The sequence below is a fragment of the Idiomarina tyrosinivorans genome (genome assembly GCF_003987475.1).
Classification (GTDB): Bacteria; Pseudomonadota; Gammaproteobacteria; order Enterobacterales; family Alteromonadaceae; genus Idiomarina; species Idiomarina tyrosinivorans.
On record NZ_PIQH01000013.1, the window covers coordinates 20,170 to 43,898 of the forward strand.

The 23,729-nt window shown below is 49.8% G+C and carries 21 protein-coding genes and 2 tRNA genes; 8 read left to right on the plus strand and 15 right to left on the minus strand.

Annotation, left to right across the window (positions count from 1 at the left end):
- Positions 1 to 70: 70 nt before the first annotated feature.
- The 3 genes from hemE (at position 71) to CWI84_RS11375 (ending at position 5,391) form a co-directional block, all read left to right on the plus strand.
- Positions 71 to 1,135, plus strand: coding sequence for a uroporphyrinogen decarboxylase (gene hemE, locus CWI84_RS11365; protein ID WP_126842713.1), 1,065 nt, complete (start codon positions 71 to 73; stop codon positions 1,133 to 1,135).
- A gap of 63 nt (positions 1,136 to 1,198) precedes the next feature.
- Positions 1,199 to 2,296 carry an efflux RND transporter periplasmic adaptor subunit gene (locus CWI84_RS11370; protein WP_338034265.1) on the plus strand — a complete coding sequence of 366 codons (1,098 nt, stop codon included), beginning with the start codon at positions 1,199 to 1,201 and terminating at the stop codon, positions 2,294 to 2,296.
- Entirely contained in the window at positions 2,296 to 5,391 is a 3,096-nt protein-coding gene (locus tag CWI84_RS11375) for an efflux RND transporter permease subunit (RefSeq protein WP_126842714.1), read from the plus strand. The genes CWI84_RS11370 and CWI84_RS11375 overlap by 1 nt, the downstream gene beginning before the upstream one ends.
- 20 nt (positions 5,392 to 5,411) lie before the next feature.
- On the opposite strand, the gene CWI84_RS11380 is transcribed toward CWI84_RS11375, so the two are convergent.
- From CWI84_RS11380 to rsgA, 3 genes are read right to left on the minus strand one after another with little or no spacing between them, the layout of a single operon-like run.
- Positions 5,412 to 6,143: a glycerophosphodiester phosphodiesterase gene (locus tag CWI84_RS11380; RefSeq protein WP_126842715.1), complete on the minus strand. Its 732-nt coding sequence runs from the start codon at positions 6,141 to 6,143 to the stop codon at positions 5,412 to 5,414.
- A complete protein-coding gene (asd, locus tag CWI84_RS11385; protein WP_126842716.1) occupies positions 6,140 to 7,009 on the minus strand; it encodes an archaetidylserine decarboxylase in 870 nt (289 codons plus the stop codon). Before asd ends, CWI84_RS11380 begins: the two co-directional genes overlap by 4 nt.
- A gap of 1 nt (position 7,010) precedes the next feature.
- Complete coding sequence (gene rsgA, locus CWI84_RS11390) at positions 7,011 to 8,054, minus strand: small ribosomal subunit biogenesis GTPase RsgA (protein ID WP_126842717.1); 1,044 nt, start codon at positions 8,052 to 8,054, stop codon at positions 7,011 to 7,013.
- A gap of 67 nt (positions 8,055 to 8,121) precedes the next feature.
- On the opposite strand from rsgA, the gene orn reads away from it, so the two are divergent.
- The 5 genes from orn to CWI84_RS11415 all read left to right on the plus strand — a co-directional run bounded on the left by orn (position 8,122) and on the right by CWI84_RS11415 (position 11,573).
- Entirely contained in the window at positions 8,122 to 8,667 is a 546-nt protein-coding gene (gene orn, locus CWI84_RS11395; RefSeq protein ID WP_126842718.1) for an oligoribonuclease, read from the plus strand.
- An 85-nt stretch (positions 8,668 to 8,752) separates the two neighbouring features.
- Positions 8,753 to 8,828: transfer RNA gene (locus tag CWI84_RS11400), tRNA-Gly, on the plus strand.
- A gap of 25 nt (positions 8,829 to 8,853) precedes the next feature.
- A tRNA-Gly gene (locus tag CWI84_RS11405) sits at positions 8,854 to 8,929 on the plus strand.
- A 164-nt stretch (positions 8,930 to 9,093) separates the two neighbouring features.
- Positions 9,094 to 11,091 carry a tetratricopeptide repeat-containing diguanylate cyclase gene (locus CWI84_RS11410; protein WP_126842719.1) on the plus strand — a complete coding sequence of 666 codons (1,998 nt, stop codon included), beginning with the start codon at positions 9,094 to 9,096 and terminating at the stop codon, positions 11,089 to 11,091.
- A 119-nt stretch (positions 11,092 to 11,210) separates the two neighbouring features.
- Positions 11,211 to 11,573, plus strand: coding sequence for a MaoP family protein (locus CWI84_RS11415; RefSeq protein WP_126842720.1), 363 nt, complete (start codon positions 11,211 to 11,213; stop codon positions 11,571 to 11,573).
- On the opposite strand, the gene CWI84_RS11420 is transcribed toward CWI84_RS11415, so the two are convergent.
- The 12 genes from CWI84_RS11420 to cutA form a co-directional block, all read right to left on the minus strand.
- On the minus strand, positions 11,560 to 12,825 hold the full coding sequence (locus CWI84_RS11420; RefSeq protein ID WP_126842721.1) for an EAL domain-containing protein: 1,266 nt from the start codon (positions 12,823 to 12,825) through the stop codon (positions 11,560 to 11,562). The genes CWI84_RS11415 and CWI84_RS11420 overlap by 14 nt on opposite strands.
- 66 nt (positions 12,826 to 12,891) lie before the next feature.
- Entirely contained in the window at positions 12,892 to 14,178 is a 1,287-nt protein-coding gene (gene purD / locus CWI84_RS11425; RefSeq protein ID WP_126842722.1) for a phosphoribosylamine--glycine ligase, read from the minus strand.
- Between the two features lie 33 nt (positions 14,179 to 14,211).
- Positions 14,212 to 15,039, minus strand: coding sequence for a class I SAM-dependent methyltransferase (locus CWI84_RS11430; RefSeq protein ID WP_126842723.1), 828 nt, complete (start codon positions 15,037 to 15,039; stop codon positions 14,212 to 14,214).
- A gap of 61 nt (positions 15,040 to 15,100) precedes the next feature.
- Positions 15,101 to 16,684, minus strand: a complete 1,584-nt coding sequence (purH, locus tag CWI84_RS11435; RefSeq protein WP_126842724.1) for a bifunctional phosphoribosylaminoimidazolecarboxamide formyltransferase/IMP cyclohydrolase — start codon at positions 16,682 to 16,684, stop codon at positions 15,101 to 15,103.
- Positions 16,685 to 16,756: 72 nt separating this feature from the next.
- On the minus strand, positions 16,757 to 17,050 hold the full coding sequence (gene fis / locus CWI84_RS11440) for a DNA-binding transcriptional regulator Fis (RefSeq protein WP_126842725.1): 294 nt from the start codon (positions 17,048 to 17,050) through the stop codon (positions 16,757 to 16,759).
- A 9-nt stretch (positions 17,051 to 17,059) separates the two neighbouring features.
- Entirely contained in the window at positions 17,060 to 18,031 is a 972-nt protein-coding gene (gene dusB, locus CWI84_RS11445; protein ID WP_126842726.1) for a tRNA dihydrouridine synthase DusB, read from the minus strand.
- A 126-nt stretch (positions 18,032 to 18,157) separates the two neighbouring features.
- Positions 18,158 to 19,039, minus strand: a complete 882-nt coding sequence (gene prmA / locus CWI84_RS11450; protein WP_126842727.1) for a 50S ribosomal protein L11 methyltransferase — start codon at positions 19,037 to 19,039, stop codon at positions 18,158 to 18,160.
- A 3-nt stretch (positions 19,040 to 19,042) separates the two neighbouring features.
- A complete protein-coding gene (accC, locus tag CWI84_RS11455) occupies positions 19,043 to 20,392 on the minus strand; it encodes an acetyl-CoA carboxylase biotin carboxylase subunit (protein ID WP_126842728.1) in 1,350 nt (449 codons plus the stop codon).
- Positions 20,393 to 20,407: 15 nt separating this feature from the next.
- On the minus strand, positions 20,408 to 20,869 hold the full coding sequence (accB, locus tag CWI84_RS11460) for an acetyl-CoA carboxylase biotin carboxyl carrier protein (protein WP_126842729.1): 462 nt from the start codon (positions 20,867 to 20,869) through the stop codon (positions 20,408 to 20,410).
- Between the two features lie 32 nt (positions 20,870 to 20,901).
- A complete protein-coding gene (gene aroQ, locus CWI84_RS11465; RefSeq protein WP_126842743.1) occupies positions 20,902 to 21,360 on the minus strand; it encodes a type II 3-dehydroquinate dehydratase in 459 nt (152 codons plus the stop codon).
- Between the two features lie 164 nt (positions 21,361 to 21,524).
- Positions 21,525 to 23,234 (minus strand): protein-disulfide reductase DsbD, encoded by a 1,710-nt coding sequence (locus CWI84_RS11470; protein ID WP_126842730.1) that lies wholly within the window; start codon positions 23,232 to 23,234, stop codon positions 21,525 to 21,527.
- The gene (gene cutA / locus CWI84_RS11475) at positions 23,231 to 23,548 is read right to left on the minus strand and encodes a divalent-cation tolerance protein CutA (RefSeq protein WP_126842731.1); all 318 of its coding nucleotides are present in this window, start codon (positions 23,546 to 23,548) and stop codon (positions 23,231 to 23,233) included. Before cutA ends, CWI84_RS11470 begins: the two co-directional genes overlap by 4 nt.
- Between the last annotated feature and the right edge of the window lie 181 nt (positions 23,549 to 23,729).

Genomic DNA, 23,729 nt, shown 5'->3' on the forward strand with positions numbered 1-23,729 from the left:
CTAGGCTGGTAAACTTCGGCGGCACATTTTTATGGCGCTGGTAGCTGCCAGCGCGACCTAGGTGGATGAAATGACAGAATTGAAAAACGACCGTTACCTTCGCGCATTGGCGAAACAACCTGTTGACCGCACGCCAATCTGGATGATGCGTCAAGCTGGGCGTTACCTGCCGGAATATCGCAAAGTGCGTCAGCAAGCCGGAGACTTTATGAGCCTCTGTCGAAATGCCGAGCTAGCCTGTGAGGTCACGCTGCAACCGTTGCGACGTTTCCCGTTGGATGCGGCAATTCTGTTTTCAGACATCCTAACCATCCCCGACGCTATGGGGTTGGAATTGTATTTTGAAGCGGGCGAAGGTCCAAAATTTGGCAAGCCAGTGCGCAGCTTGGCTGAGATCGAGAAGCTTGCCGTACCCGATATGGAGCAAAGCTTAGGCTACGTAATGGATGCGGTACGGACCATTCGGCGAGAACTGAACGGTGAAGTACCCTTGATCGGCTTTTCTGGTAGCCCATGGACGTTGGCCACTTACATGGTCGAAGGTGGCAGCACGAAAAACTTTTCGAAAGTGAAAAAGCTGGCGTTTAGCGAGCCCCAAGCAATGGCTTTACTATTGGATAAGCTAGCGGACTCGGTCATCGACTATCTCAATGCACAAATTGCTGCCGGTGCGCAGGCGGTGATGATTTTTGATACCTGGGGTGGGGTGCTTTCACCTCGTGATTACCAACAACTGTCGCTGGCACCGATGCAGAAAATTGTTAATGGCCTGACACGGCACGCGGATGGTCGCAAAGTGCCTGTGACGCTGTTTACCAAAAACGGTGGACAGTGGTTAGAAGCAATGGCAGCGACCGGCGCCGATGCGCTTGGGGTTGATTGGACAACCAACCTTGCTGATGCACGAGCGCGCGTTGGTGGGCAAGTGGCATTACAAGGCAACATGGACCCTAGCATCCTGTACGCTTCACCACAGCGCATTGAAGAAGAAGTAGCGACCATTTTGGCAAGCTACGGTCAAGGCAGCGGCCATGTCTTCAACTTGGGTCACGGTATTCATCCAGAAGTGGATCCAGAGCATGCTGGTGCCTTTATTGACGCGGTACAGCGTCTGAGCCCCGCCTACCATCGTTAATTTGCGATAAACCCCGCCATCTGAGCGTTAAGCGGGCACGCATTTAACAGCGTGTCCGTTACAATGTCGGCAAAGACTACCGCAGTATTAGAAGGTTTGTGTATGGCGAAGCGCGCTTGGGTTACTCCGATTACGATCATTATTGTGTTATTGGCAGGTTTTGCTGCGTATTTATTTTTGCAGCCAAAAACTGAATTGAATGGTCAACAACAACAATCGGCTGTGCCCGTCCGCACACAAACGGTCGCTATTGAAGAATTTCGAGACGTGATCGAAGCGCTCGGTACCGCAAAAGCCAATGAGTCGGTAGAAATTACTTCGCAACAGCAGGGCGTTGTCGACAAAATTTACTTCAAAGACGGCGACAACGTTAAACAAGGACAGTTGTTGGTCGAACTCAATGCGCGCGAAGAACTGGCAAAGGTTCAGGAATTACAGTTCCGTCTTGGCGAAGCCACTCGACAGCTTGAACGTTTAAAAAACTTGGCACGAGAAAAAGTTACGTCGCAACAGCAATTAGAAGAGCAACAGACGTTAGTTAACCAAACTCAAGCACAACTCGAAGTTGCCAAGGCGCAACTGGCGCAAATGAACATATATGCGCCATTTGATGGCCAATTGGGTTTGCGCGCGGTGAGTCCTGGTTCGTTAGTCACCCCGGGCGACACAATCACCACGCTAGATGACGCGATGCCCATTAAAGTGGATTTCTCTGTACCTGAATTGTATTTTGCTAGTTTGGCTGTGGACCAAGAAATTATTGCGCGTTCTGCGGCTTATCCAAGCGAGCAGTTCAATGGTCGTATTGAAACCATCAATTCGCGTATCGACCCGATTACTCGAACCGTCAAAGTACGGGCAATTATTGATAACAAAAGCGGCCGCATTCGCCCTGGCATGCTGTTGCAAATTATTTTATTACGCAGCATCGACGACGCCATCATTCTTCCTGAAAAAGCCTTATTACCGATTCAAAACCGCCAATATGTGTTTGTGGTAACCCCTGATCAACGCGCCAAACGTGTAGAAGTAACCATTGGCCGGCGTAAACCGGGTATTGTGGAAATCACCAACGGTTTAAAGCCAGGTGATGAGGTTGTTGTTGAAGGCATTATTCGCTTACGTGATGGTATTCCGGTCACGGTGCAAGGAGCGAAGTAATGTGGTTATCTGATGTTTCGGTAAAGCGGCCGGTCTTCGCGACCGTTATCAATATTCTGTTGCTGGTGTTTGGTGCAGTGGCGTTTACCATGCTGCCGTTGCGAGAATTTCCTGATATCGATACACCAGTGGTTTCTATTAATACCAACTATCCTGGTGCCTCTGCCGAGGTTGTAGAAACCCAAATTACCCAGCTTATCGAAGACCGTATTAGTGGTATTGAAGGGATTAAAAATATCTCGTCGAGCAGTAGCAGCGGTCGCTCCAGTATCAGTATTGAGTTCAATTTGAGTCGCGATATTGATGCGGCATCGAATGACGTTCGAGAACGTGTGTCGCGGGTGTTAAATAACCTCCCGGAAGAAGCCGACCCGCCTGAAGTGTCAAAAGCCTCTTCCGACGAAACTACCGTGGTTTGGTATAACTTGCGCAGCGACGCAATGTCGATTTTAGAACTCACTGACTACGCTGAGCGTTACCTGGTTGATCGGCTGTCAGTGGTTGATGGTGTGGCACGGGTGATTATCGGTGGTGACCGTCGTTACGCGATGCGGATTTGGCTAGATCGTGACGCCATGGCGGCACGCAAGGTGACGGTGACTGACATTGTACAACGCTTGCGAGAAGAGAATATTGAACTTCCTGCCGGTGAAGTAGAATCCAGTGACCGTGAATTCTCGGTACGAATGGCACGCGCCTACTTGAGTCCAAAAGATTTCCGCAACTTGGTGATTCGTCAAGGTGCTGATGGCTACTTAGTGCGGTTAGGTGAGATCGCTCGGGTGGAGCTCGGCTCTGAGGACGATAAAACCGACTTCCGTGGTAACGGTATTAACATGGTTGGCTTGGGTATTATCAAGCAATCAAAGGCCAATACGTTGTCTGTGGTTGAAAATGTGCGCGAAGAAATGGCATTGGTGAAGCAAACATTGCCACCCACCATGGAGCTCGCTACCAGTTATGACTCTTCCGTATTTATTCAGGGGTCGATTGATGAGGTTTACAACACCCTATTGATTGCCATGGCGCTGGTGGTGATCGTTATCTACTTGTTCCTGGGTAACCTGCGCGCCACAGTGATTCCAGCGGCAACTGTTCCGGTGGCGATCATTGCCTCTTATATCATGTTGTTTGCTTTGGGTTTCTCTATCAACCTGCTGACATTGTTGGCGCTGGTGCTTGCCATCGGTTTGGTGGTGGATGACTCAATTGTGGTACTGGAAAATATTTATCGTCGGGTAGAGCAAGGAGAACCGGCGTTACTGGCGGCATATCGCGGAGCCCGTGAAGTCGGCTTTGCGGTTATCGCTACCACTTTGGTATTAATTGCGGTGTTTGTGCCATTGGCGTTTCTTGATGGCAATATCGGTAGGCTATTTACCGAATTTGCGCTAGCCATTGCCGCCGCGGTGGTATTCTCGGCAATCGCTGCACTCACTCTGACCCCAATGTTGGGCTCTAAAATCCTGCAGAAGCAATCGCGTAATGGCAAGTTCGGGCAATGGCTAGAACGCGGTTTCGATAAATTGGAAGCAGGTTATGAGCGTTTACTTGAAGGTTGTTTGCACCGCCCGTGGTTGGCATTGGTGTTGGTGCTACTCTGTGCTGTCTGCACCTATGGTGTGATGCGCTGGGTGCCACAAGAGTTTGCACCACCAGAAGACCGGGGTACCTTTTACGTCAGCATCCAAGGTCCGGAAGGAGCAAGCTTTGAGTCTAATTCCAAGCGAATGGATGAAATTGAAAAAATTCTGCTGCCATACATCGACCAGAATAAAGTAGACAAAGTGATTGTTCGTGCCCCCGGTTGGGGAGGCTCGGCCGGTATCGCGATTGTCGGAGCCGTGCCGTTTGAAGAGCGAGATTGGTCGACCTTTACGCTGATGGATGAAATTCGCGAGAAGCTGAATAAGGTTATTGGCGTTCAGGCCTTTGCTTTTATGCGGAGCGGTATTAGTGGTGGTGGTGGCCGTCCGGTACAGTTCGTGTTGCAGGGCAACACTTATGAAAAGCTCGCTGAATATCGCGATATCGTGCTGGAAGAGGCAGCCAAGAATCCGGGGTTACAGCAAGTCGATGCGGACTACAAAGAAACCTTGCCACAGTTACTCATTAAAATCGATCCAGCGCGGGCCGCCGACTTAGGAGTTTCGGTCAGCGACATTGGTACCACACTCCAAACCATTCTTGGGCAACGCCGTGTGACGCGTTATTTGGACCGTGGTGAAGAATACGAAGTGATGCTTGAGGGGGAAGAATCGGATTACCGCAGCCCGCAAGCAATCGATAACATTTACGTGCGTTCGAGTCGTACCGATGAGCTTATTCCGTTATCCAACGTGGTTATCGTAACCGAACAAGCAACATCGGCACGGCTTAATCGTTATAACCGAATGCGCAGCGTGACCATTGAAGCCAATCTTGCCGAAGGCTATTCCTTGGGCGAGGCACTGAGTTTCTTGGAAAACGTGGTGAAAGAAAAGCTTCCGGGCGATGTCTCGATTGACTACAAGGGTGAGTCACAACTGTACAAAGAAAGCGGGCGGTCGATCATCTTTGTGTTCGTGCTCGCCCTGCTGGTGACATTCTTGGTGCTGGCGGCGCAGTTTGAGAGCTTTATTCACCCGGTTATCATCATGTTGGCGGTTCCGCTGGCGTTACTTGGTGCGATGATCGGGCTCTACGCTTCAGGAATGAGCATTAATATTTACTCGCAAATCGGTATTGTTATGTTGATTGGTTTGGCAGCGAAGAACGGTATTTTGATCGTCGAATTTGCTAACCAGTTGCGCGATGCGGGCATGCCAATATATTCGGCCGTGTTGAAAGCGGCGAAACAACGCCTCCGGCCCATTGTAATGACGGCATTCACTACAGTGATGAGTGCTGTGCCGCTGATCATTGGAACAGGCCCCGGCTCAGAAAGCCGAATGGTGATTGGTATGGTGATCTTTGCCGGTGTCGCGGTGTCGGCGTTTTTGACGATTTTTGTAGTGCCAGCGTTATATTTGCTCTTCGCGAAGAACACCAAATCGCCTTTAGAACGCAGCCAACGTTTAGAAAAGCTGGAAAAAGAGTATCCTTACCAACGTTAACCGAGCACTTATACCTTGGGTTAACGCAGGTGTAGCAAGGTTTCGTCTGGGCGGGTCGGTAGCCCCGCCAGGACGTTTTTTGTGTGGTTCGGATGGTTGGTAAAAATGCCGTCTACGCCTAACGCGTGCAGCTCTTCGATGTCGTGAGCCTCGTCCACGGTAAAGACATACACTTTTAATCCACGCTGGTGCCCATCGGCGACCAACTCGGGGGTGATAAAGCCAACGTCAATATGCACTGAGGTTGCTTGCAGGCGTTCGGCAAATTCGCAGTAGTCGAGCGGACAACAGGTTGTTAGCGCACCAATCGATAACTGCGGACACTGCTGTTTTATGCGCTTAAGCCAGTGATGGTTAAACGATGAAACCAACAGTTGCGACCAACTAAACTGGCAGTGTTCGATGCCATATTGAACGTCGCTGAGTAAGTCCGCCGCCGGCACATCACCTTTTAATTCAATATTCACTAAGCAACGGCCAGCAATGTGTGCAAGCGTTTCGCGCAGGGTTGGAATGGTCTGTTGGCCAAACACTTTCAATTGGCGGATTTGATCAGCGGTTAGATCTTGCAGCCGCCCTGCAGTTGCAGTGAGCCGCTCAAGGTAACGGTCGTGGAAAACGAAGCGTTCGCCATCAACCGCAAATACATCAAGTTCAATGCCATCGGCGCCGGCATCCAGCGCCCGACTGAAAGCGGCTAAGGTGTTCTCAGGCGCTTCGAAGCTAGCGCCCCGATGCGCCCATATAATCACTGGCTTAGGGTTCCCATAGCTTGGCCCATGCGCGTTACGCTGCCGGCTTGGAGCGCTGGGTCGAACTCGATAGCGTCTTTGGCGAAGGTCATCACCACGGTCGAGCCGAGTTTAAAGTGCCCCATCTCGTCACCTTTTTTCAGATGCACAGCTTCAGGGCCGCTGCTTGGATAGGACCATGATTGTACACGCATACCGGTTGGCGGAGTGACGGTACCTGACCAGACTGTACCAATACTGGCGACAATGGTGGCACCGACCAAGACCATGGAAAATGGTCCCGCCGGACCGTCGAAAAAGGCAATCACCCTTTCGTTACGAGCAAATAAATTGGGTACTGAACGAGCGGTTAAAGGATTAACCGAAAACAAGTCACCCGGTACATAGACCATTTTGGTCAGCGTACCGTCACAAGGCATGTGAATACGATGGTAATCCTTGGGAGCCAAGTAGATTGTCGCAAATTGGCCGTCGACAAAGGTCTCGGCGTCTTTGCTATTACCCCCCAACAGATCCTGCAACGAGTAATCGTGCCCTTTGGCTTGGAAAATCCGATCCTGATGGATGGCACCAAGCTGACTGATGGCGCCATCGACAGGGTGCGCAAGATGATTGTCGTTGCCATCAATGGGGCGCAGCTCAGGCTTTAAACGCCGAGTGAAGAACGCATTAAAGGTTTTATAGTCGCTGGGGTTTTCGGCAACAGCTTCACTCATGTCGATTTGGTAGTTTTTAATAAACCAACGAATAAACCATTGCGTAAAAATACCCGCTTTAGCAGCAGCGAAGGCCCCCACTATACGAGACAGAGCATGCTTTGGGGTAGCGTACTGGGCAAAAATTTTAATACGGTCGGAAAACGACACCTTAATTTCCTCTTACTGCGCGTGATGGCCGTTGTGATGCCATGGTTTCTATGATGCGATGATAGTTGTCCAAGCGCCATGCTGGCAACTCTTTTGCGGCGACTGCTTGTTGCAACGAACAACCGGGGTCGTCGCGATGTTTGCAATCGCGAAATTTACAGTGCCCCAAGTACTCTCGGAAGTCGACGTAACACCAAGCTACGCGTTCTTCTGCTAAATGCCACAGCGCGAACTCCCGAACCCCAGGGGAGTCGATAACTGCGCCCCCTTGTGGCAAAGGGTACCAAGTAGCCACGGTGGTGGTGTGCTGGCCTAACCCGGAGTTTTCCGACACGATTTGCGTGGGCGCTTCGACCTCGGGCAGAATTTGATTAATCAGTGAAGACTTACCCACGCCAGACTGACCAACAAATGCCGAAGTATGGTCTTTGAGCGCCTGCTGTAACTTGGCAAGCCCAGCGCCGCTTTGGCTGCTCACCTTAATAACCTGGTAACCGATGTTCTGGTAAACCGCTAAACAGTCGTCAATAAGCTGTTGTTGTTCAGCGCTCAGTTCATCCATCAAATCGATCTTATTCACCACGAGAATGGGTTCGATGCCAATGTCTTCGCAAGCAACAATATAGCGATCAATAATTTGCGAAGAAAACGCCGGTAACAAGCTACTGACAACAAAAATTTGCTCAATATTGGCGGCAACCGGTTTAAGTCCATCGTAATAATCGGGCCGCGATAATAAACTTTCGCGTTCATGAACCACTTCGATGACGCCTTGCATGCCTTGCTGTTCAACGGTTGCTGGGCGCCAACCGACTATGTCACCGCAGACCAGCGATTCGATATTGCGGCGGATGTGGGTGCGCACACACTTTTGGTCTTCTGTTAGCACATCCGCGTGTTGACCGTAACGACTCACCACCCGCCCTTGTTGTAACGGGCCGAGTTGGTCAGATTGCCATTCTACGGTGTCTTGCTGCAGACGTTTTTTCTGATTGGCTCGAACGCGGCGCTGCTGGCCTTTATTCAGTTTTTGCCGTTTTGCCAAAGTGTGACTCTGTTGTCGTTAAGCGAATATCGTTATGATACATCAAAATAGCGACTAGAGCAGAGCAATGACTGAACAAAAACAACGCTTGATTTGGATTGATTTGGAAATGACTGGGTTAATCCCAGAGCAGCATCATGTTATCGAAATCGCGACAATTGTTACCGATAACGATCTTAACGTTATCGCTGAAGGACCGGTGCTGGCGATTCATCAGCCTGATGAGTACCTGCAGCGGATGGATGACTGGAATGTGCGAACGCATACGCAGTCCGGATTGGTTGAGCGGGTGAAGGCAAGCGAGCATGATGAGCAGTCTGCCAGCGCTACGACTATTGCGTTTTTGGCGCAATATGTCGAGGCGGGCGCATCTCCGATGTGTGGTAATAGTATTTGTCAAGATCGTCGTTTTTTAGCGCGGCACATGCCTCAATTAGAAGCCTTTTTCCATTATCGTAACCTTGATGTCAGTACCCTTAAAGAGTTAGCTAAACGTTGGTATCCAGAGGTAGCGAAAGGGGTCAAAAAGTCCGGAGCGCATGAGGCTTTAGCTGATATTCGAGAGTCAATTGAAGAATTAGCTTACTACCGTGAACATTTTTTCAGCAACTAAGCGCAAGGCTAACAAAATCACTTGCAAAGCCTCAGAAAAACCGTAAAATGCGCGGTCGTTGTCGCTAAGACAGCGAACCGTGTTTGCGGGAATAGCTCAGCTGGTAGAGCACAACCTTGCCAAGGTTGGGGTCGCGAGTTCGAATCTCGTTTCCCGCTCCAAACACACCCTCCAAAAAATTGAAGCGCGGGAATAGCTCAGCTGGTAGAGCACAACCTTGCCAAGGTTGGGGTCGCGAGTTCGAATCTCGTTTCCCGCTCCAATTTTATCTTGTACGAAAAACCTCCATATAGTAATGTCGGTTGTAACATTTGTTTACATTCGGGCGTTGTTTACTCCGTGGCAAGATTTCTTTTGCGACTTAATGGTTTTGTTGTTACCTGTCTCTTTATAAGCTTGTTAGTCGCTTCATCGGTGCATGCAAAGGTGCCGGCGGTTGATCAGTCTATTGAACAACAACTCGACGCCTACCTAAACAAGGGCGAGACCGACCCGGATAAGAACTTAGCGGCGCTTAACAGCATCATTGCTCAAATGGATGCACAGACGCCAGTATCCACGCGAGTGCGTGCGCTGTCATACAAGGCGCTATCGCTGGCTTATAAACAGGATTGGGACGCCGCGTTCGAAATGAACGAACGCATTCTGCGGTTGGCCAAACAAAGCGAAATCCCTGATGCCATTGCCGAGGCCTATGCCAATAAAATAGAGCTATTACAAGGCCAAGGTAAGGCGGCAGAAGCTTATTTGCTCGTTGCTAATGCCGAGTTGCCGCTCAAGGATGCCAAGCTCCCGAGGGTGCGTTATTACGTGCACAATCTCATCTCTCGTATTTACGCTAACTGGAATAAATATGAGGAAGCGTTAACCCATTTACTCGCTGCGCAACAGGCTGTCGCTGAAACACACAATTCACGGACTATTCTTCGTCGCCAATACTTAAACCTCAGCATTGCGCAAATTCAATCGGAATTAGGACAGTGGCAAAAGACCATTGATACTGCCTCTGCCGCTATTAAGTTTGGTCAACAGCAGAATGAATTATCCAGTAACCCCGATCTTTGGCTGCTGCTAGCCTACGCACAGACATCGTTGGAACAATTTGAACAAGCGAAAGATTCACTCCAGCATGCGATTGAAACCTCTCGACAACTAAATTATCCAGGCGTTGAGTTGACTGCGCTGAATAATTTCGGCGATTTATATTTGCGCTTGGGCGATTACGCAAAAGCAAAATCGTATTTGAACCAAGCATTGGAAATGGCACAAAAGAACGATGACGAAGTCATGGTTCAAACCATCAAGTTTAATTTGGGCTTTATCGACGTAAAACAAAATCGCAGTAAAATTGGTTTAACGGCGATGGAAGAGGTACTGCAGTATTTTAAAGATAAAGATTATTCGCTGGATGTAGAAGATTTGCTCGGTGAGATTGCCGAGGCTTATGCTTTAATGGGTCAATACCAAAAGCAAGCCGATGCCCTAATGCAACGGATGAAGATGCGTGAAGAACGTATCAACGCAGAACAACAACAGAATATCAGCCAGTTGCAAAAGCTTTACGACTCGAAAGACAAAGCGCAACAGATCGAGTTGCTTAAGAAAGAAAATGAGCTGAAGCAACGAGCTATTGAAATCAATAAACAGCAGAGCGTGATTTGGGGGCTAGTGGGTGTTGTGGTTGTGTTTGCCATCATCCTGTTGCTACTGATGTACCGCGCTGCGCGACGCGCCAATATTAAGTTAAAAGAAGCTAATAGCCAGCTAGCAAATCAGTCCCTGCGGGACCCGTTGACGGGGCTTTGGAACCGCCGGGCACTGCAGCAAACCATGGACCAGCGGGATCAACGCGATGCGCAAACAAAAAGCCAAGCAACGGACGGCCTCTTGCTGCTAGACATCGACTTTTTCAAACGCATTAACGATCGCTTAGGGCACAACTCTGGTGACAAAGTATTGATTGAGCTTAGCCAACGGTTGGAGAAGATGTGTCGGCATAGCGACCGCTTGGTCCGTTGGGGCGGTGAAGAGTTCCTGTTCTACTTTGAAGGCGTAGATAACTCGTCGTTGCGTCATATCGCCCAGCGTGTGCTGGAGACTATCGCCGCAGATCCGATTGACATTGACGGGGAACGGGTTCATGTGAGTGCCACGTGTGGCTATATTCTGCTGCCATTTGCGGGTGTTGATGAGTCCAAACTCGATTGGGAGCGTGTGCTGCAATTGGCCGATATGGCGCTCTACAGCGGGAAAGCGCATGGTCGCAACCGAGCTTGCGGTATCACTGACCTGCATGTTGAATTTAGTCAGTTCGAAGATCAGTTAAAAGGCGATCTGTCGAAAGCGATCGATGAGAACTGGATATCGATGGAAATTTTCGAAGGTCCTGGTGGCCCCACCAAAGTTGAAGTCCCTTCGCATTAAAAAAAGATTGACAAACTTCCTGCAAAAATCTATATCGTCACTGTCGTTTTTGTTAACGCCAGTGGCGTTGTGATTACGGCATGCAACGTGCTCGGTTTTAGTCTGTAGGAAGGGCTGCCATGACCATTATCACTCGTGAATTATTATCGAAGAAAACCTTCAATGATATTCGTAATTACCCGTATGGTTTTTCACGTTCTGGAGACTTCTCAATTCGTGAAAGCGAAGCATTAATGCGCCACGGTGCATTGATTATGGCATTAGTCACTGGTGAGTTAGCACCAACCAATGCTGAAGAGCAGTCATTATTACAAGTGGCAAAAGGTGAAAAAGCGCCAGAAACCCTTGTAGAAAAGACTTGGGTAAAATACCAAACAAGAATTAATCGTCCAAAAGTGGCCAGCATGTACGGTCGCACGCGTTATGCGGACGAGGCATTTGATAGCGGAAGTGTCGACGACGATATCGTCATTGATGACTAATCCGTTGATAACTGGGTGCTGAGCCATCAGCACCCATAATCGCTTTGCGGGTCTGCTGCAGGCGCCGTTGTGTAATGGCTTTCAAAATATCTCGTACCGACACAACGCCCAAATACTTGCCTTGCGCGGTAACGATAATGTTGCGGAATACGTCCACCTCGGTCTCTGCGGTGATTAAGCCACTGGCGATTTCCAAAGCCATGTGACCATCTATGGTGAGTGGCTGTTTATCCATTAAATGCACCACAGACTTATGAGCGTGAAGTGCACGACCAAAAGAAGCGGCAAATATCTCCATCACTGCTTCTCGCCGAACTAAACCTCTGGGTATCTGCTCGTCGACTACCGGAATACAGCGTAATGACTTATCGGCTAGAAACCACTCAAGAACGCTCAAGGCAGGCGTGGTAGGGTGTGCCACAAAGGTGTCTTTCACTAATTCTGCGATAGTGGCTTGTGATTGGTCGCAATGCTGTGGCGTTGCCAGTAACCATTCCTGTTGGATAATGGCGGCAGGCTGAACTTGCGGTTTACCTAACAAATAACCTTGATAGTAACGAATTCCTAACTGCTGCAATTGGCGTAATTCTGCGACGGTTTCAATGCCCTCAGCAATAACTTTGGCACTAATATTCTGGGCTAACAATAAAATACTGTGAATAAACTCCTGTTTAATCGGGTCGCTATCGATATCAGTAATAAAATAGCGATCGATCTTAACGTAGTCGGGCTTTACCTCAGACCACATTTTTAACCCCGCATAGCCGGCCCCTAAATCATCAATGGCAATATTAAAGCCCAACTCTCGGTAGTGCAGTAGTGCCTGCTTTAGCAAGTTAGGATCATCGATCGGGTAACGTTCTGATAACTCAATAACAATCGATTCTGGTGCAATGCCGAGTTGGCGAATGAGCGCGAGAGTGTTGCCATAGGGGTGGTGGCGGTCGCGCAACACATTGGGATTCACGTTAATGAATAATTTGCCTTGCGGACGCAGTTGGTGAAAGCGACGAATTGCCGTTTCGCGGCACAACAACTCTAAATCGGAAAGTTGTGTTGTTTGCTGAGCAACGCTAAACAGTCGGTCAGGATATTCTAATGGATGACCTTGCGGACCTCGGATTAAAGCCTCATGACCTAGTAGCTGTTGTTGGTGTAAATCGACTATCGGTTGGAGTAGCGCACGTAGTTGACGCTGTTGTAGCAACTGGTGAAGTTGCTGTGCAGATTGTTGCAGGGTTTGGTTGAGCAAAATTATCAGTCACGCTAGGAACAATTGGCCTTAGGCTACCGACCTAGCGTGACGATTTTATGACAACTAGCCTTGTTCGCGGCGGATCGCCCGATGGGCAATATCCGTGCGGAAATAGACATCATCCCAGCGGATTTGCTCGACTAATTGGTATGCGCGTTGCTGCGCAGCGGTAACGGAATCACCTAATGCCGTACAGCAGAGCACTCGACCGCCACTGGTGACTACGGCATCGCCTAGCTGCTTGGTACCCGCATGAAACACTTTGCTGTCCTCTTGGTTATTGCTGGGTAAGCCACTGATAACATCCCCTTTGCGATAGCTGTCTGGATAACCCCCGGCGGCCATGACCACACCGACAGCAGCACGATTATCAAAGCTGGCTTCAATCTCGTTTAACCGGCCCGCAATAGCATACTCACAGAGTTCAACTAAATCCGATTGCAACCGCATCATGATCGGCTGTGTTTCTGGATCGCCGAAGCGACAGTTGTATTCCAATACTTTCGCGGTGCCATCGTCGGCTATCATCAATCCGGCGTACAAGAAACCAGTGTAGCGGTGACCTTCGTCGGCCATGCCTTTTACCGTAGGGTTGATGACATGTTCCATCACCCATTGATGGATTTCCGGCGTGACCACAGGGGCAGGCGAGTACGCACCCATTCCGCCAGTGTTCGGTCCTTTATCGCCATTGTCGCGGGCTTTGTGGTCTTGGCTGGAAGCGAAGGGGATAGCTGTTTCACCATCCACCATAACAATAAATGACGCTTCTTCGCCGACTAAGAATTCTTCGACGACCACTCGGCTACCGGCCTCTCCGAAGCGATTCCCCGCCAGCATATCATCGATAGCGGCGTCCGCTTGTTCCACAGTTTCTGCAATGATTACGCCTTTTCCTGCAGCTAAGCCGTCAGCCTTGATAACGATTGGAACGCGCTGCTCACGCACGTACGCTTTGGCTTGCTCAGGGTCAGTGAAATTGCCGTAAGCTGCAGTAGGAATGCTATGTCGTGCTAAAAAGTCTTTAGTGAACGCTTTCGAGCCCTCGAGTTGCGCTGCGCCTGCGGTTGGACCAAAAATCGCCAGTCCCGCTTCAGTAAAGCGGTCAACCACGCCTTTCACCAGTGGCGCCTCGGGTCCCACGATGGTTAAGCCGATATGGTTGTCTTGCGCAAATGCTAACAGCCCGTCGATATCCTCAGCGCCAATATCTACATTGGTCAGGCTTAATTCCAACGCAGTGCCGGCATTTCCTGGAGCCACAAAAACTTGTTCAACCTTTGGCGACTGTGCGGCTTTCCACGCTAGGGCATGCTCACGGCCGCCGCCACCAATAATTAAGACGTTCATAACACTCCTTTTCTACAACTCTGGACTGCCCTGTTATTGGGCAGGTTTTCTAAACTTCAGGGTAAAGCGATCGCTTTCGCCAATTTTCTCGAATTCGGTGCGATACTTTTGTCCCATGGTGAGGGTCGGCGGCAGTGACCAAACCCCTTTTGGGTGATCGGCATTATCCGCCGGGTTAGCATTGATTTCGGTGCTTGCCTCTAGTTCAAAGCCCGCCTCGCGCGCCATATCGATGACCCATTGTTGTTTCATGTAGCCGCTGCTACGCATATCTCCGCTATCCCGGTCCTCCGGCAAACGGTGATCGACAACCCCAAGAATGCCGCCCGGTTTGAGCGCCTGATAAAACTGCTTAAAGGCTGCCTTAACGCCCTCTTCACCACCATCCATATACCAGTTATGCAGGTTGCGGAAGGTTAATACACGGTCAGCACTCGCGGGTGGTGCAATGGCGCTTTCACCCATCGGCGAAAACTCGGTAACGATGACGTTTTCAAACGCCGGTGTTTGCTGCATCCGTTGTACAAACTTATCGCGCGAGCGCTGTTGGTAGCCTACCTCGGTATCACTCGGGAAGTGAGCCGCATATAAGGTGCCGCTATCGTGTAAATAGGGGGCGAGAATCTCGGTATACCAACCGCCACCCGGCCAGATCTCAACCACGGTCATGTCCGGTTCGACTTGGAAAAACCGCAGCGTTTGCGCAGGGTGCCGGTATTGGTCTCGTGCCTTATGATCAGCGCTACGCACATCGCTATTAACTGCTTGCTTTAAGTCCATCGCCTGCGGTTGGCCACAGCCAGAAAGTAGCAAGGTTGCCGCGCCGATGGCGGCAACCTGAAGGGTAGTGATTAATCGCATGTTGTCTCTCCTAAAAAAGTGCCTGACAACATCCTAGTCCGCGGCGACATCACTGGCAACTTTAATGGCGGAAGTGGCGCATACCGGTAAATACCATGGCGATACCATGTTCGTTTGCTGCCGCAATGATTTCATCATCGCGAATTGAGCCACCCGGTTGAATGATCGCTTTAATGCCTGCTGCCGCGGCGGCATCGATACCATCGCGGAAGGGGAAAAACGCGTCCGAAGCCATCACTGAGCCTGCTACATCAAGATTCTCATCAGCGGCTTTAATACCAGCGATTTTAGCGCTATAAACGCGGCTCATTTGGCCAGCGCCAACGCCGATGGTCATGCCGTCTTTGGCATAAACAATCGCATTAGACTTCACAAATTTAGCGACTTTCCAGCAGAACAGCAGGTCTTGCAATTGTTCATCTGTCGGTGCCGTGTCGGTAACGACTTTCAAATCGTCTAGCTGCACTGCGCCATTGTCACTGTCTTGCACTAACAAACCGCCGTTGACTCGCTTGTAGTCGAGCTGAGTGTGGTTAGCATCCCACTGACCGCACTCTAACAAGCGCACGTTAGCCTTTTTCGCGACCACCGTTTTTGCTTGTTTGCTGACTTTAGGGGCAATGATCACTTCAACGAATTGGCGGTCGATGATGGTTTGCGCGACAGCTTCGGTTAGCTCTTGATTAAACGCGATAATGCCACCAAACGCCGAGGTAGGGTCGGTAGCAAAGGCACGGTTGTAGGCATCGCCAATATCTTTACCTACGGCTACGCCACAAGGGTTGGCATGTTTAACAATCACACAGGCGGGTTGGCTAAAGCTTTTCACACATTCGAGTGCGGCATCGGTGTCGGCGATGTTGTTATACGACAGCGCTTTACCTTGTAATTGCTCGGCGCTAGCCACACAACCTGCTGGTGCCTGATGCTCACTGTAGAATGCGGCTTGCTGATGGCTGTTCTCTCCATAACGGAGATCTTGCTTCTTCTGGAATTGTAAGTTCAAGGTTCGCGAGAACCGTGCCGGTTGCTCGGCTGGGACCGTATCCGCTTCCACCCGCGCGCCCAGGTAGTTAGCAATCATACCGTCATATTGGGCGGTATGTTCAAACGCAGACACCGCTAATTCAAACCGTGTTGCGTAGCTCAGCGAGCCTTGTTGGTTACGCATTTCGTTGAGGACGCGTTGGTAATCAACCGCATTCACCACAATTGCGACATCGCGATGATTTTTCGCCGCAGCCCGAACCATAGTCGGTCCACCGATATCAATATTCTCAATCGCGTCAGCTAAGCTGCAACCGGGCTTAGCAACCGTCTCAGCAAACGGATAAAGGTTAACGACAACCATGTCGATGGCACCAATGCCTTGTTCTGCCATTAATGCATCATCTTCGCCACGACGGCCTAAAATGCCCCCGTGAATTTTCGGGTGTAAGGTTTTGACCCGTCCATCCATGATTTCTTGTTGGCCAGTGTAATCTGACACTTCTACAACAGGCACTCCCTCTTGTTGCAGTAATTTCGCTGTACCGCCAGTTGAGAGAAGCTCTACACCTTGTTGGCTCAGGTTACGAGCAAAGTCGACGATACCGGTTTTATCAGAAACGCTTAATAATGCGCGACGAATTGGACGTGATTGCATGGGATGAAGACCTTTTTAACTTACGTATAAACAAAAAAAGAGTGCCTAGGCACTCTTTTTTAGCAGGCATTATTAGTTCATGCCGTATTTTTTCAATTTTTTGCGCAATGTGCCGCGGTTGATACCGAGCATCGTGGCAGCGCGGGTTTGATTGCCGCGAGTATATGTCATGACTTCTTCTAACAATGGGGCTTCAACTTCTGCCAGCACAAGCTCATACAACTCTTCTGGGTCTTGGCCTTCCAGCTGTTGCAGGAAGTTATGCAGCGCTTGCTTCACTGAATCGCGCAAAGGCTTAGGTTGCGCGTTGTGACCGACGGTGGTTAAAGGTGAAACATTCTCACGGTTGAGGTTTTGATCAAACATAGTTGCGCTCTATCTCTTCTCTACATTGACAAAATAGTTCTTCAAAGCAACGAGCTGTTCGCTAGCATCATCGATTTGATTAAACTGTTGACGAAAATCTGCGGCGGGTGCCTGGGCCTTGAGGTACCAACCGACATGCTTACGAGCAATTCGGGCTCCCATAAACGCACCGTAGAAATCGTGGAGGCGACTAACATGGTTGAGTACCACTTCAGTCACTTCTTCGACGCTCGGTTTGGCTAATAGAGTCCCATTTGTTAAATAGTGCTCAATTTCACGAAACAGCCACGGATTGCCCTGCGCTCCGCGACCAATCATGATGGCATCTGCTCCGGTATACTCCAGCACCTGTTTGGCCTTTTCAGGTGTGGTGACATCGCCATTTGCGACCACCGGTATCGATACCGCTTGCTTTATCGCTTTAATGGTGTCGTATTCGGCCTCGCCCTTGTACATGCACGAACGGGTTCGACCATGTACCGCAAGAGACTGAATACCAGACGCCTCGGCAAGTTTGGCTATCTCCACGCCATTACGATGTTGAGGATCCCAGCCAGTGCGAATTTTAAGCGTAACCGGTACCTCTACGGCAGCGACTACGGCTTTGACAATCTCACCGACCAAGTCCGGATACTGGAGTAGCGCCGAACCTGCCATTTTCTTATTCACCTTTTTCGCTGGGCAGCCCATATTGATATCAATGATCTGCGCGCCCATGGCCACATTGACCTGCGCCGCTTTGGCCATCAATTCGGGTTCTGAACCAGCAATTTGTACAGCTTTAATTCCTGGTTCACCACTATGGTCCATACGCTGCCGGGACTTATCGGTATCCCATACTTTAGGGTTACTCGATAACATCTCGGACACTGCTAACCCGGCCCCAAGTTCACGACATAACTGTCGGAAAGGACGATCAGTCACACCCGCCATGGGCGCTAAGATAATCGGGTTGTCGAGTTGATATGGACCAATCCGCATCGGTTAAAAACTACTCAGCGAAAGGGGAGAGAATTTTAGGGAATTTGTGGGGGAAAGAAAAGGCTAAAAAGTACCCAATTTATGCATTTTTTTGCCTTTTCACTATTGACAAAAGCGGCGGCATACCTAGCTTACACGCTTACCATGCAGCATCGCCCAAGAATCTAACAATTGATCTTCAGCAAATGCGATAGTCGGTTGATAGGCCGCTTTTACCGAGTCAATCTGGCGTTCAAGAATACCCGACATGACCAAGTCACCGTGCTGGCCAACATAGCCAAGAATGGTTTCGGCTAGCTCGCGCAATGGTCCGGCAAGCACATTCGCGACCACAACGTCGGCTGCCATAGTCGGTTGCTGACTGGGTAAATAGACCTCGAACTGGTCAGCGACGCCGTTACGCTCAGCATTGTCCTTACTGGCAATTAACGCTTGTTGGTCGATATCAATACCGACCACACGCTTAGCACCAAGCTTTAATGCGGCAATGCCAAGAATGCCTGAACCGCAGCCAAAGTCGACCACCGTCTTGCCCTGTAAATCTTGGCCGTCGAGCCATTGCAGGCACAGTGCTGTAGTGGGATGGGTGCCAGTACCAAAAGCCATGCCGGGGTCGAGTAAAACATTCACCGCATCAGGTTGAGGAATTTCGCGCCAACTTGGACAAATCCATAATCGCTGACCACAGCGAATAGGATGGAAGTTATCCATCCATTCGCGTTCCCAGTCTTTATCTTCCAAACCATCGAGTTTGTACTTTAGCGGTGAGGGAAGCATTCTCGCCTTCTCAAGGTTACTCACCACTTTTTGCATATCATGGTCGGCGTCGAACAAACCGGTAACAAGGGTTTCTTGCCAGAGTAACAATTCGCCTTTGGGTGGCTCAAAAATCGGCGTATCGGCGGCGTCTCGGTAGGTGACGGCCTGAGCGCCGTTACCCATGAGCATGTCCCCAACGCGGGGCGCATGCTCTTCAGAACTTGATAGGGTTAACTGAATCCACGGCATGGATCAGTGGCCGCCTATGCCAAGTTTCTTCTCTAGGTAATGGATGTTGGTACCACCATGTTGGAAGTTTTCATCAGCCATAATCGACTTTTGTAGCGGAATATTGGTTTTAATATTCTCAATGATCACTTCGTTTAGGGCATTGCGCATGCGCGCAATCGCGACATCACGGTTCTCACCGTAAGTAATCAGTTTGCCGATCATGGAATCGTAGTTGGGTGGCACTTTGTAATCGGTGTAAACGTGCGACTCCCAGCGTACGCCAAAACCTCCTGGCGCGTGGAAACGCGAGATTGTACCAGGGGACGGAGTAAACGTTTCAGGATCTTCGGCATTAACCCGACATTCTATTGCATGCCCGCGAATAACGACATCTTCTTGATTGATCGAAAGTTGGCGACCCGCAGCAATCCGCAACTGCTCTTTAATCAGGTCAATGCCGGTCACCATTTCTGTTACCGGGTGTTCAACCTGAATCCGAGTGTTCATTTCAATGAAATAGAACTCACCGTTTTCGTATAAGAATTCGAACGTTCCCGCGCCGCGATAGCCAATTTCGATACAGGCCTTGGCACAGCGCTCGCCGATAAATTTGCGCATCTCTGGGGTGATGCCGGGCGCTGGTGCTTCTTCCACCACTTTTTGGTGACGACGCTGCATGGAGCAGTCACGTTCACCCAAGTGGATAGCGTTACCTTGCCCATCAGCCAGTACCTGTACTTCCACATGACGCGGATTTTCGAGGAATTTTTCCATGTAAACGACGGGGTTACCAAACGCTGCCCGTGCTTCGTTTTGGGTCATGGAAATCGCGTTCAGTAGCTCGCTTTCTTGGCGAACAACACGCATACCTCGGCCACCGCCGCCACCAGCGGCTTTAACAATAATCGGGTAGCCAATACGCTTAGCGATTTTTAAATTACGCTCGTTGTCATCGTCTAGCGGACCATCTGAGCCAGGCACGCAAGGCACACCTGCCTTCTTCATGGCTTTAATGGCTGACACCTTGTCACCCATTAATTTGATCACGTCGGCGGTTGGGCCAACAAAAATAAAGCCAGAATTTTCTACCGCTTCAGCGAAGTCAGCGTTTTCTGCCAAAAAGCCATAGCCTGGATGAATCGCTGCTGCGTCAGTAATTTCCGCTGCACTGATAATGCGAGGGATATTTAAATAACTCTCTGACGATGCGGCTTTACCAATGCAGATAGACTCATCGGCAAGCAGCACATGCTTTAAATTGCGGTCAACCGTTGAGTGAACTGCAACCGTTTTGATGCCGAGCTCTTTGCAGGCACGCAAAATTCGGAGTGCAATTTCGCCCCGGTTTGCTATCACTACTTTATCTAACATGATTGCTTCCCGCCGTTATTCAATCACAAACAATGGTTGGTCGAATTCAACCGGCTCTTCATTGGCAACAAGGATTTGCTTAACCACGCCCGATTTATCCGCTTCGATTTGGTTCATCATTTTCATTGCTTCAACAATACACAGCGTATCGCCGACATTGACACGCGAACCAACAGCCACAAATGGCTTAGCATCTGGTGATGGCGCTTCGTAGAAGGTACCGACCATTGGTGAACGTACCACATGGCCACTGATTTCGTCGCTCGCAGTTTCAGCCGCAGGCGCATCTGTTGCTGGCGCTGCAGCTTGCTGTGGCGCAGGCATTGGCGCCGCGCTGTATTGCATTGGTGCCGCTGGAGCAGGTTGTTGACTGTAACGATTGATACGAACCGACTCTTCACCCTCGGTGATCTCTAATTCGGCAATCCCTGATTCTTCAACCAGTTCAATGAGTTTTTTGATTTTGCGAATATCCATGGTCACGATCTACCTTGCTACCTTGTTGTGTTTTACTGTGAAGCTGCGCGGCAATGCGTGAGTGCCGCGGTCAGCGCTAAATGATATCCCAATGCACCACAACCGCTGATCACGCCACGGGCAATATCTGCCAAATACGAATGATGGCGAAAGGGTTCCCGTGCATGGGGGTTCGATAAGTGCACTTCATAAAAGGGTAAAGCGACGGCAAGCAGAGCGTCGCGAATGGCAACGCTGGTGTGCGCGTAGGCACCAGGATTAATGATGATGGCGTCGATGTTGTCTTGTGCCGCCTGTTGGATCATGCTGACCAACTCACCCTCGTGGTTGCTCTGCTGACAACGAACCTGGGCATTATGGTCTGCAGCATGCTGTTGCAACTGTTGCTCGATGTCGGCGAGGGTCTGTGAGCCATAAATGGCGGGTTCACGACTGCCGAGCAGGTTCAAATTAGGACCATTTAGCACTAAAACTTTCATATTTTCCGTCATCTTGTCGCTATCTGCCGTCAAATTTACACATTAACGATATCGGACTAACTTAACCGAAAATTTCTGCATGTTCGAGGTATTATAGAGAAAAAATGTGAGAAAGCAGTAAAATACTGGTCTTATCACCGCTTTTCGCGGCGATTTAACGCTTTTTTGTTCAGCGCCTACTCGGGTAAGCGCTGAATGGATTGAATAAAGGTTGCAGGTGCCTGAAAGCCGGTGACGCGATATTGGCTCAGTTCTACGCCGTTGCGGTTGAAGAATAGAATGGTGGGTAGCCCAAGCACATTATGCTGACGTAACCACTGTTGTTGCGCCGGAGTGTTGGCGGATACGTCAATCTGCAACACCCGATAGTTTTGCAATGCTTGTTGTACACCCTTGTCATTAAAGGTGTAGCGAGTAAATTGTTTACATGCGACGCACCAGTCGGCGTAGATATCGACCATTACGGGCTGTTGCGCCTGCTGCGCTTGTTGTAATTGTTGTGCTAGTTGTTGCGGTGTGGTCACACGTTTTAACAGTGACTCTTGCGAGGGACTGGATTGACCGACAAATAATAACCCTGAGAGCACAATCATTATCACCGCAACAATGGCACTGAACAGTTTGCCACCGCGTGCACTCAATTGCGCCCGCGCTTGCCCAACTAACTGCGCAGTAGCGCCAAACAGTAACGCTAACCACAGCCATTGGGTCGTGTTATCGCTGACCAGTCGACTGAGGAAGTCGACCACTACCGCTAACAGCAACCAAGCGAATAGCGACTTGACGATATTCATCCAATTGCCGGCTTTCGGTAATAACCGATTGCCGCCAATAGCGAATAAAATCAGTGGCACACCCATACCCAAGGCTAGGCAATACAGTAGCCAGCCGCCAAACCACTGGTCACCACTTTGGGCGATATAAAGTAGTGCGCCGGATAGCGGCGCGGTGGTGCAGGGAGAGGCGACTAAGGCAGACAATATACCCAACAAAATTGCACTGACCACACTACCGCCCTGTTGGCGGCTACTCAGTTGTTGCAGTTTTGACTGCCACGCGCTTGGTAACTGAAATTGATAAAAGCCGAACAAGCTGAGCGCTAGCAGTACAAAAATAATGGACAACGAAATGAGCACTGCTGGATGCTGGAAATAAGCTTGAAATCCTACTCCAGCGGCAGCCACCAGGTTACCGAGTAGCGCGTAAGTAATCGCCATTCCTTGCACATAAAAGAAGGCTAAATAGAAACTTCGTGTCAGAGAGACGTTCCCTGCGCCGACCACGACCCGCGAAATGATTGGGTACATAGGCAGTACGCACGGGGTAAATGCTAAGCCAATACCAAGAATAAAGAACAGCACCAATTTAACCAGAGATGGCCCATCAACGGTTATCCAGTCATCGCTGACTGGGGTTGAGCTGTTATCAGCTAAGGCTGCGGTAGCTACCGGGGTTAAATCAATGGTTTGGGTTTGTGGCGGATAACACAAGCCTTTATCCGCGCAACCCTGATAACGAATAGTGAGTTGTTGCGGTTGCTTTATTGCCGTTAGCGGCAGGGTCAGCGTTAAGCGCTGGCGAAACACCTGGGAGTCGCCAAAAAATTCGTCGTGGTGAGTTTCACCTTGGGGCAACTCAAAACCCTGCTGAATCAGTTGCGATGGTTGAAAAGCAAAGCGATGGCGATAAAGGTAATAGCCATCTTCTATTTGCCATTCAACAATGACTTCGTCGCCGTCTTGTAGCGCGGAAAATTGGAAGGCTTGGTCAACCGTTAAAAAATCCGGCTTTTTATCGAGAAAGCTTTGCCCTTGAACGGAAAAAAAGGTGCTGCATAGCACTGCCACTGTGAGCAATTTCAGCAAACTGGCGCGCAACGTCCTCATTGGCTTTGCTCCACGACCCACTGCAAATAGTCGGGCAAGCCGGCGTTAATATCTGCGGCGATTAGCTCAGGTGATTCATACGGATGTGCGTCACTCACAAACTGTTGTAACTGTTGCGGATTAGCGGCGCTCTTAATCAGCAACAACAACTCTGGATCCTCATGCACTTCGTTTTGCCAAACATAAATGGAGGTGACGCCAGGCAGAATATTGACGCAGGCAGCCAAACCTTCGTTGACTAGTGCACGGGCAATTTCATTGGCTGTATTGGCATCTGGACAAGTGCAAAACCACAACTTAATGTCAGTGCTCACGGTGTCTCCTCGTTGAGTTGATGAACAACGCTGTGCGCCAATTTAGCATAAAAAAATTTTGCTTTTGCCCTTGAAGTGAAAAAAATCTCCCCCATTTAAATGCCACAAGATTTTTAACTGCTCGTTTTATTACTACGAACGGGCGCATTCGTAACAACAATAGGTTGAGGAGTTATCAACA

What these genes read in the sequence shown, in the direction of transcription:
- CWI84_RS11415 (WP_126842720.1), top strand. Translation starts at nt 11,211, where the DNA reads ATGACCATTATCACTCGTGAATTATTATCGAAGAAAACCTTCAATGAT.
- purD (WP_126842722.1), bottom strand. Translation starts at nt 14,178, where the DNA reads ATGAACGTCTTAATTATTGGTGGCGGCGGCCGTGAGCATGCCCTAGCG.
- hemE (WP_126842713.1), top strand. Translation starts at nt 71, where the DNA reads ATGACAGAATTGAAAAACGACCGTTACCTTCGCGCATTGGCGAAACAA.
- CWI84_RS11370 (WP_338034265.1), top strand. Translation starts at nt 1,199, where the DNA reads ATGTCGGCAAAGACTACCGCAGTATTAGAAGGTTTGTGTATGGCGAAG.
- purH (WP_126842724.1), bottom strand. Translation starts at nt 16,684, where the DNA reads ATGCAATCACGTCCAATTCGTCGCGCATTATTAAGCGTTTCTGATAAA.
- accB (WP_126842729.1), bottom strand. Translation starts at nt 20,869, where the DNA reads ATGGATATTCGCAAAATCAAAAAACTCATTGAACTGGTTGAAGAATCA.
- CWI84_RS11470 (WP_126842730.1), bottom strand. Translation starts at nt 23,234, where the DNA reads ATGAGGACGTTGCGCGCCAGTTTGCTGAAATTGCTCACAGTGGCAGTG.
- CWI84_RS11375 (WP_126842714.1), top strand. Translation starts at nt 2,296, where the DNA reads ATGTGGTTATCTGATGTTTCGGTAAAGCGGCCGGTCTTCGCGACCGTT.
- fis (WP_126842725.1), bottom strand. Translation starts at nt 17,050, where the DNA reads ATGTTTGATCAAAACCTCAACCGTGAGAATGTTTCACCTTTAACCACC.
- dusB (WP_126842726.1), bottom strand. Translation starts at nt 18,031, where the DNA reads ATGCGGATTGGTCCATATCAACTCGACAACCCGATTATCTTAGCGCCC.
- CWI84_RS11430 (WP_126842723.1), bottom strand. Translation starts at nt 15,039, where the DNA reads ATGCGATTAATCACTACCCTTCAGGTTGCCGCCATCGGCGCGGCAACC.
- orn (WP_126842718.1), top strand. Translation starts at nt 8,122, where the DNA reads ATGACTGAACAAAAACAACGCTTGATTTGGATTGATTTGGAAATGACT.
- prmA (WP_126842727.1), bottom strand. Translation starts at nt 19,039, where the DNA reads ATGCCGTGGATTCAGTTAACCCTATCAAGTTCTGAAGAGCATGCGCCC.
- accC (WP_126842728.1), bottom strand. Translation starts at nt 20,392, where the DNA reads ATGTTAGATAAAGTAGTGATAGCAAACCGGGGCGAAATTGCACTCCGA.
- aroQ (WP_126842743.1), bottom strand. Translation starts at nt 21,360, where the DNA reads ATGACGGAAAATATGAAAGTTTTAGTGCTAAATGGTCCTAATTTGAAC.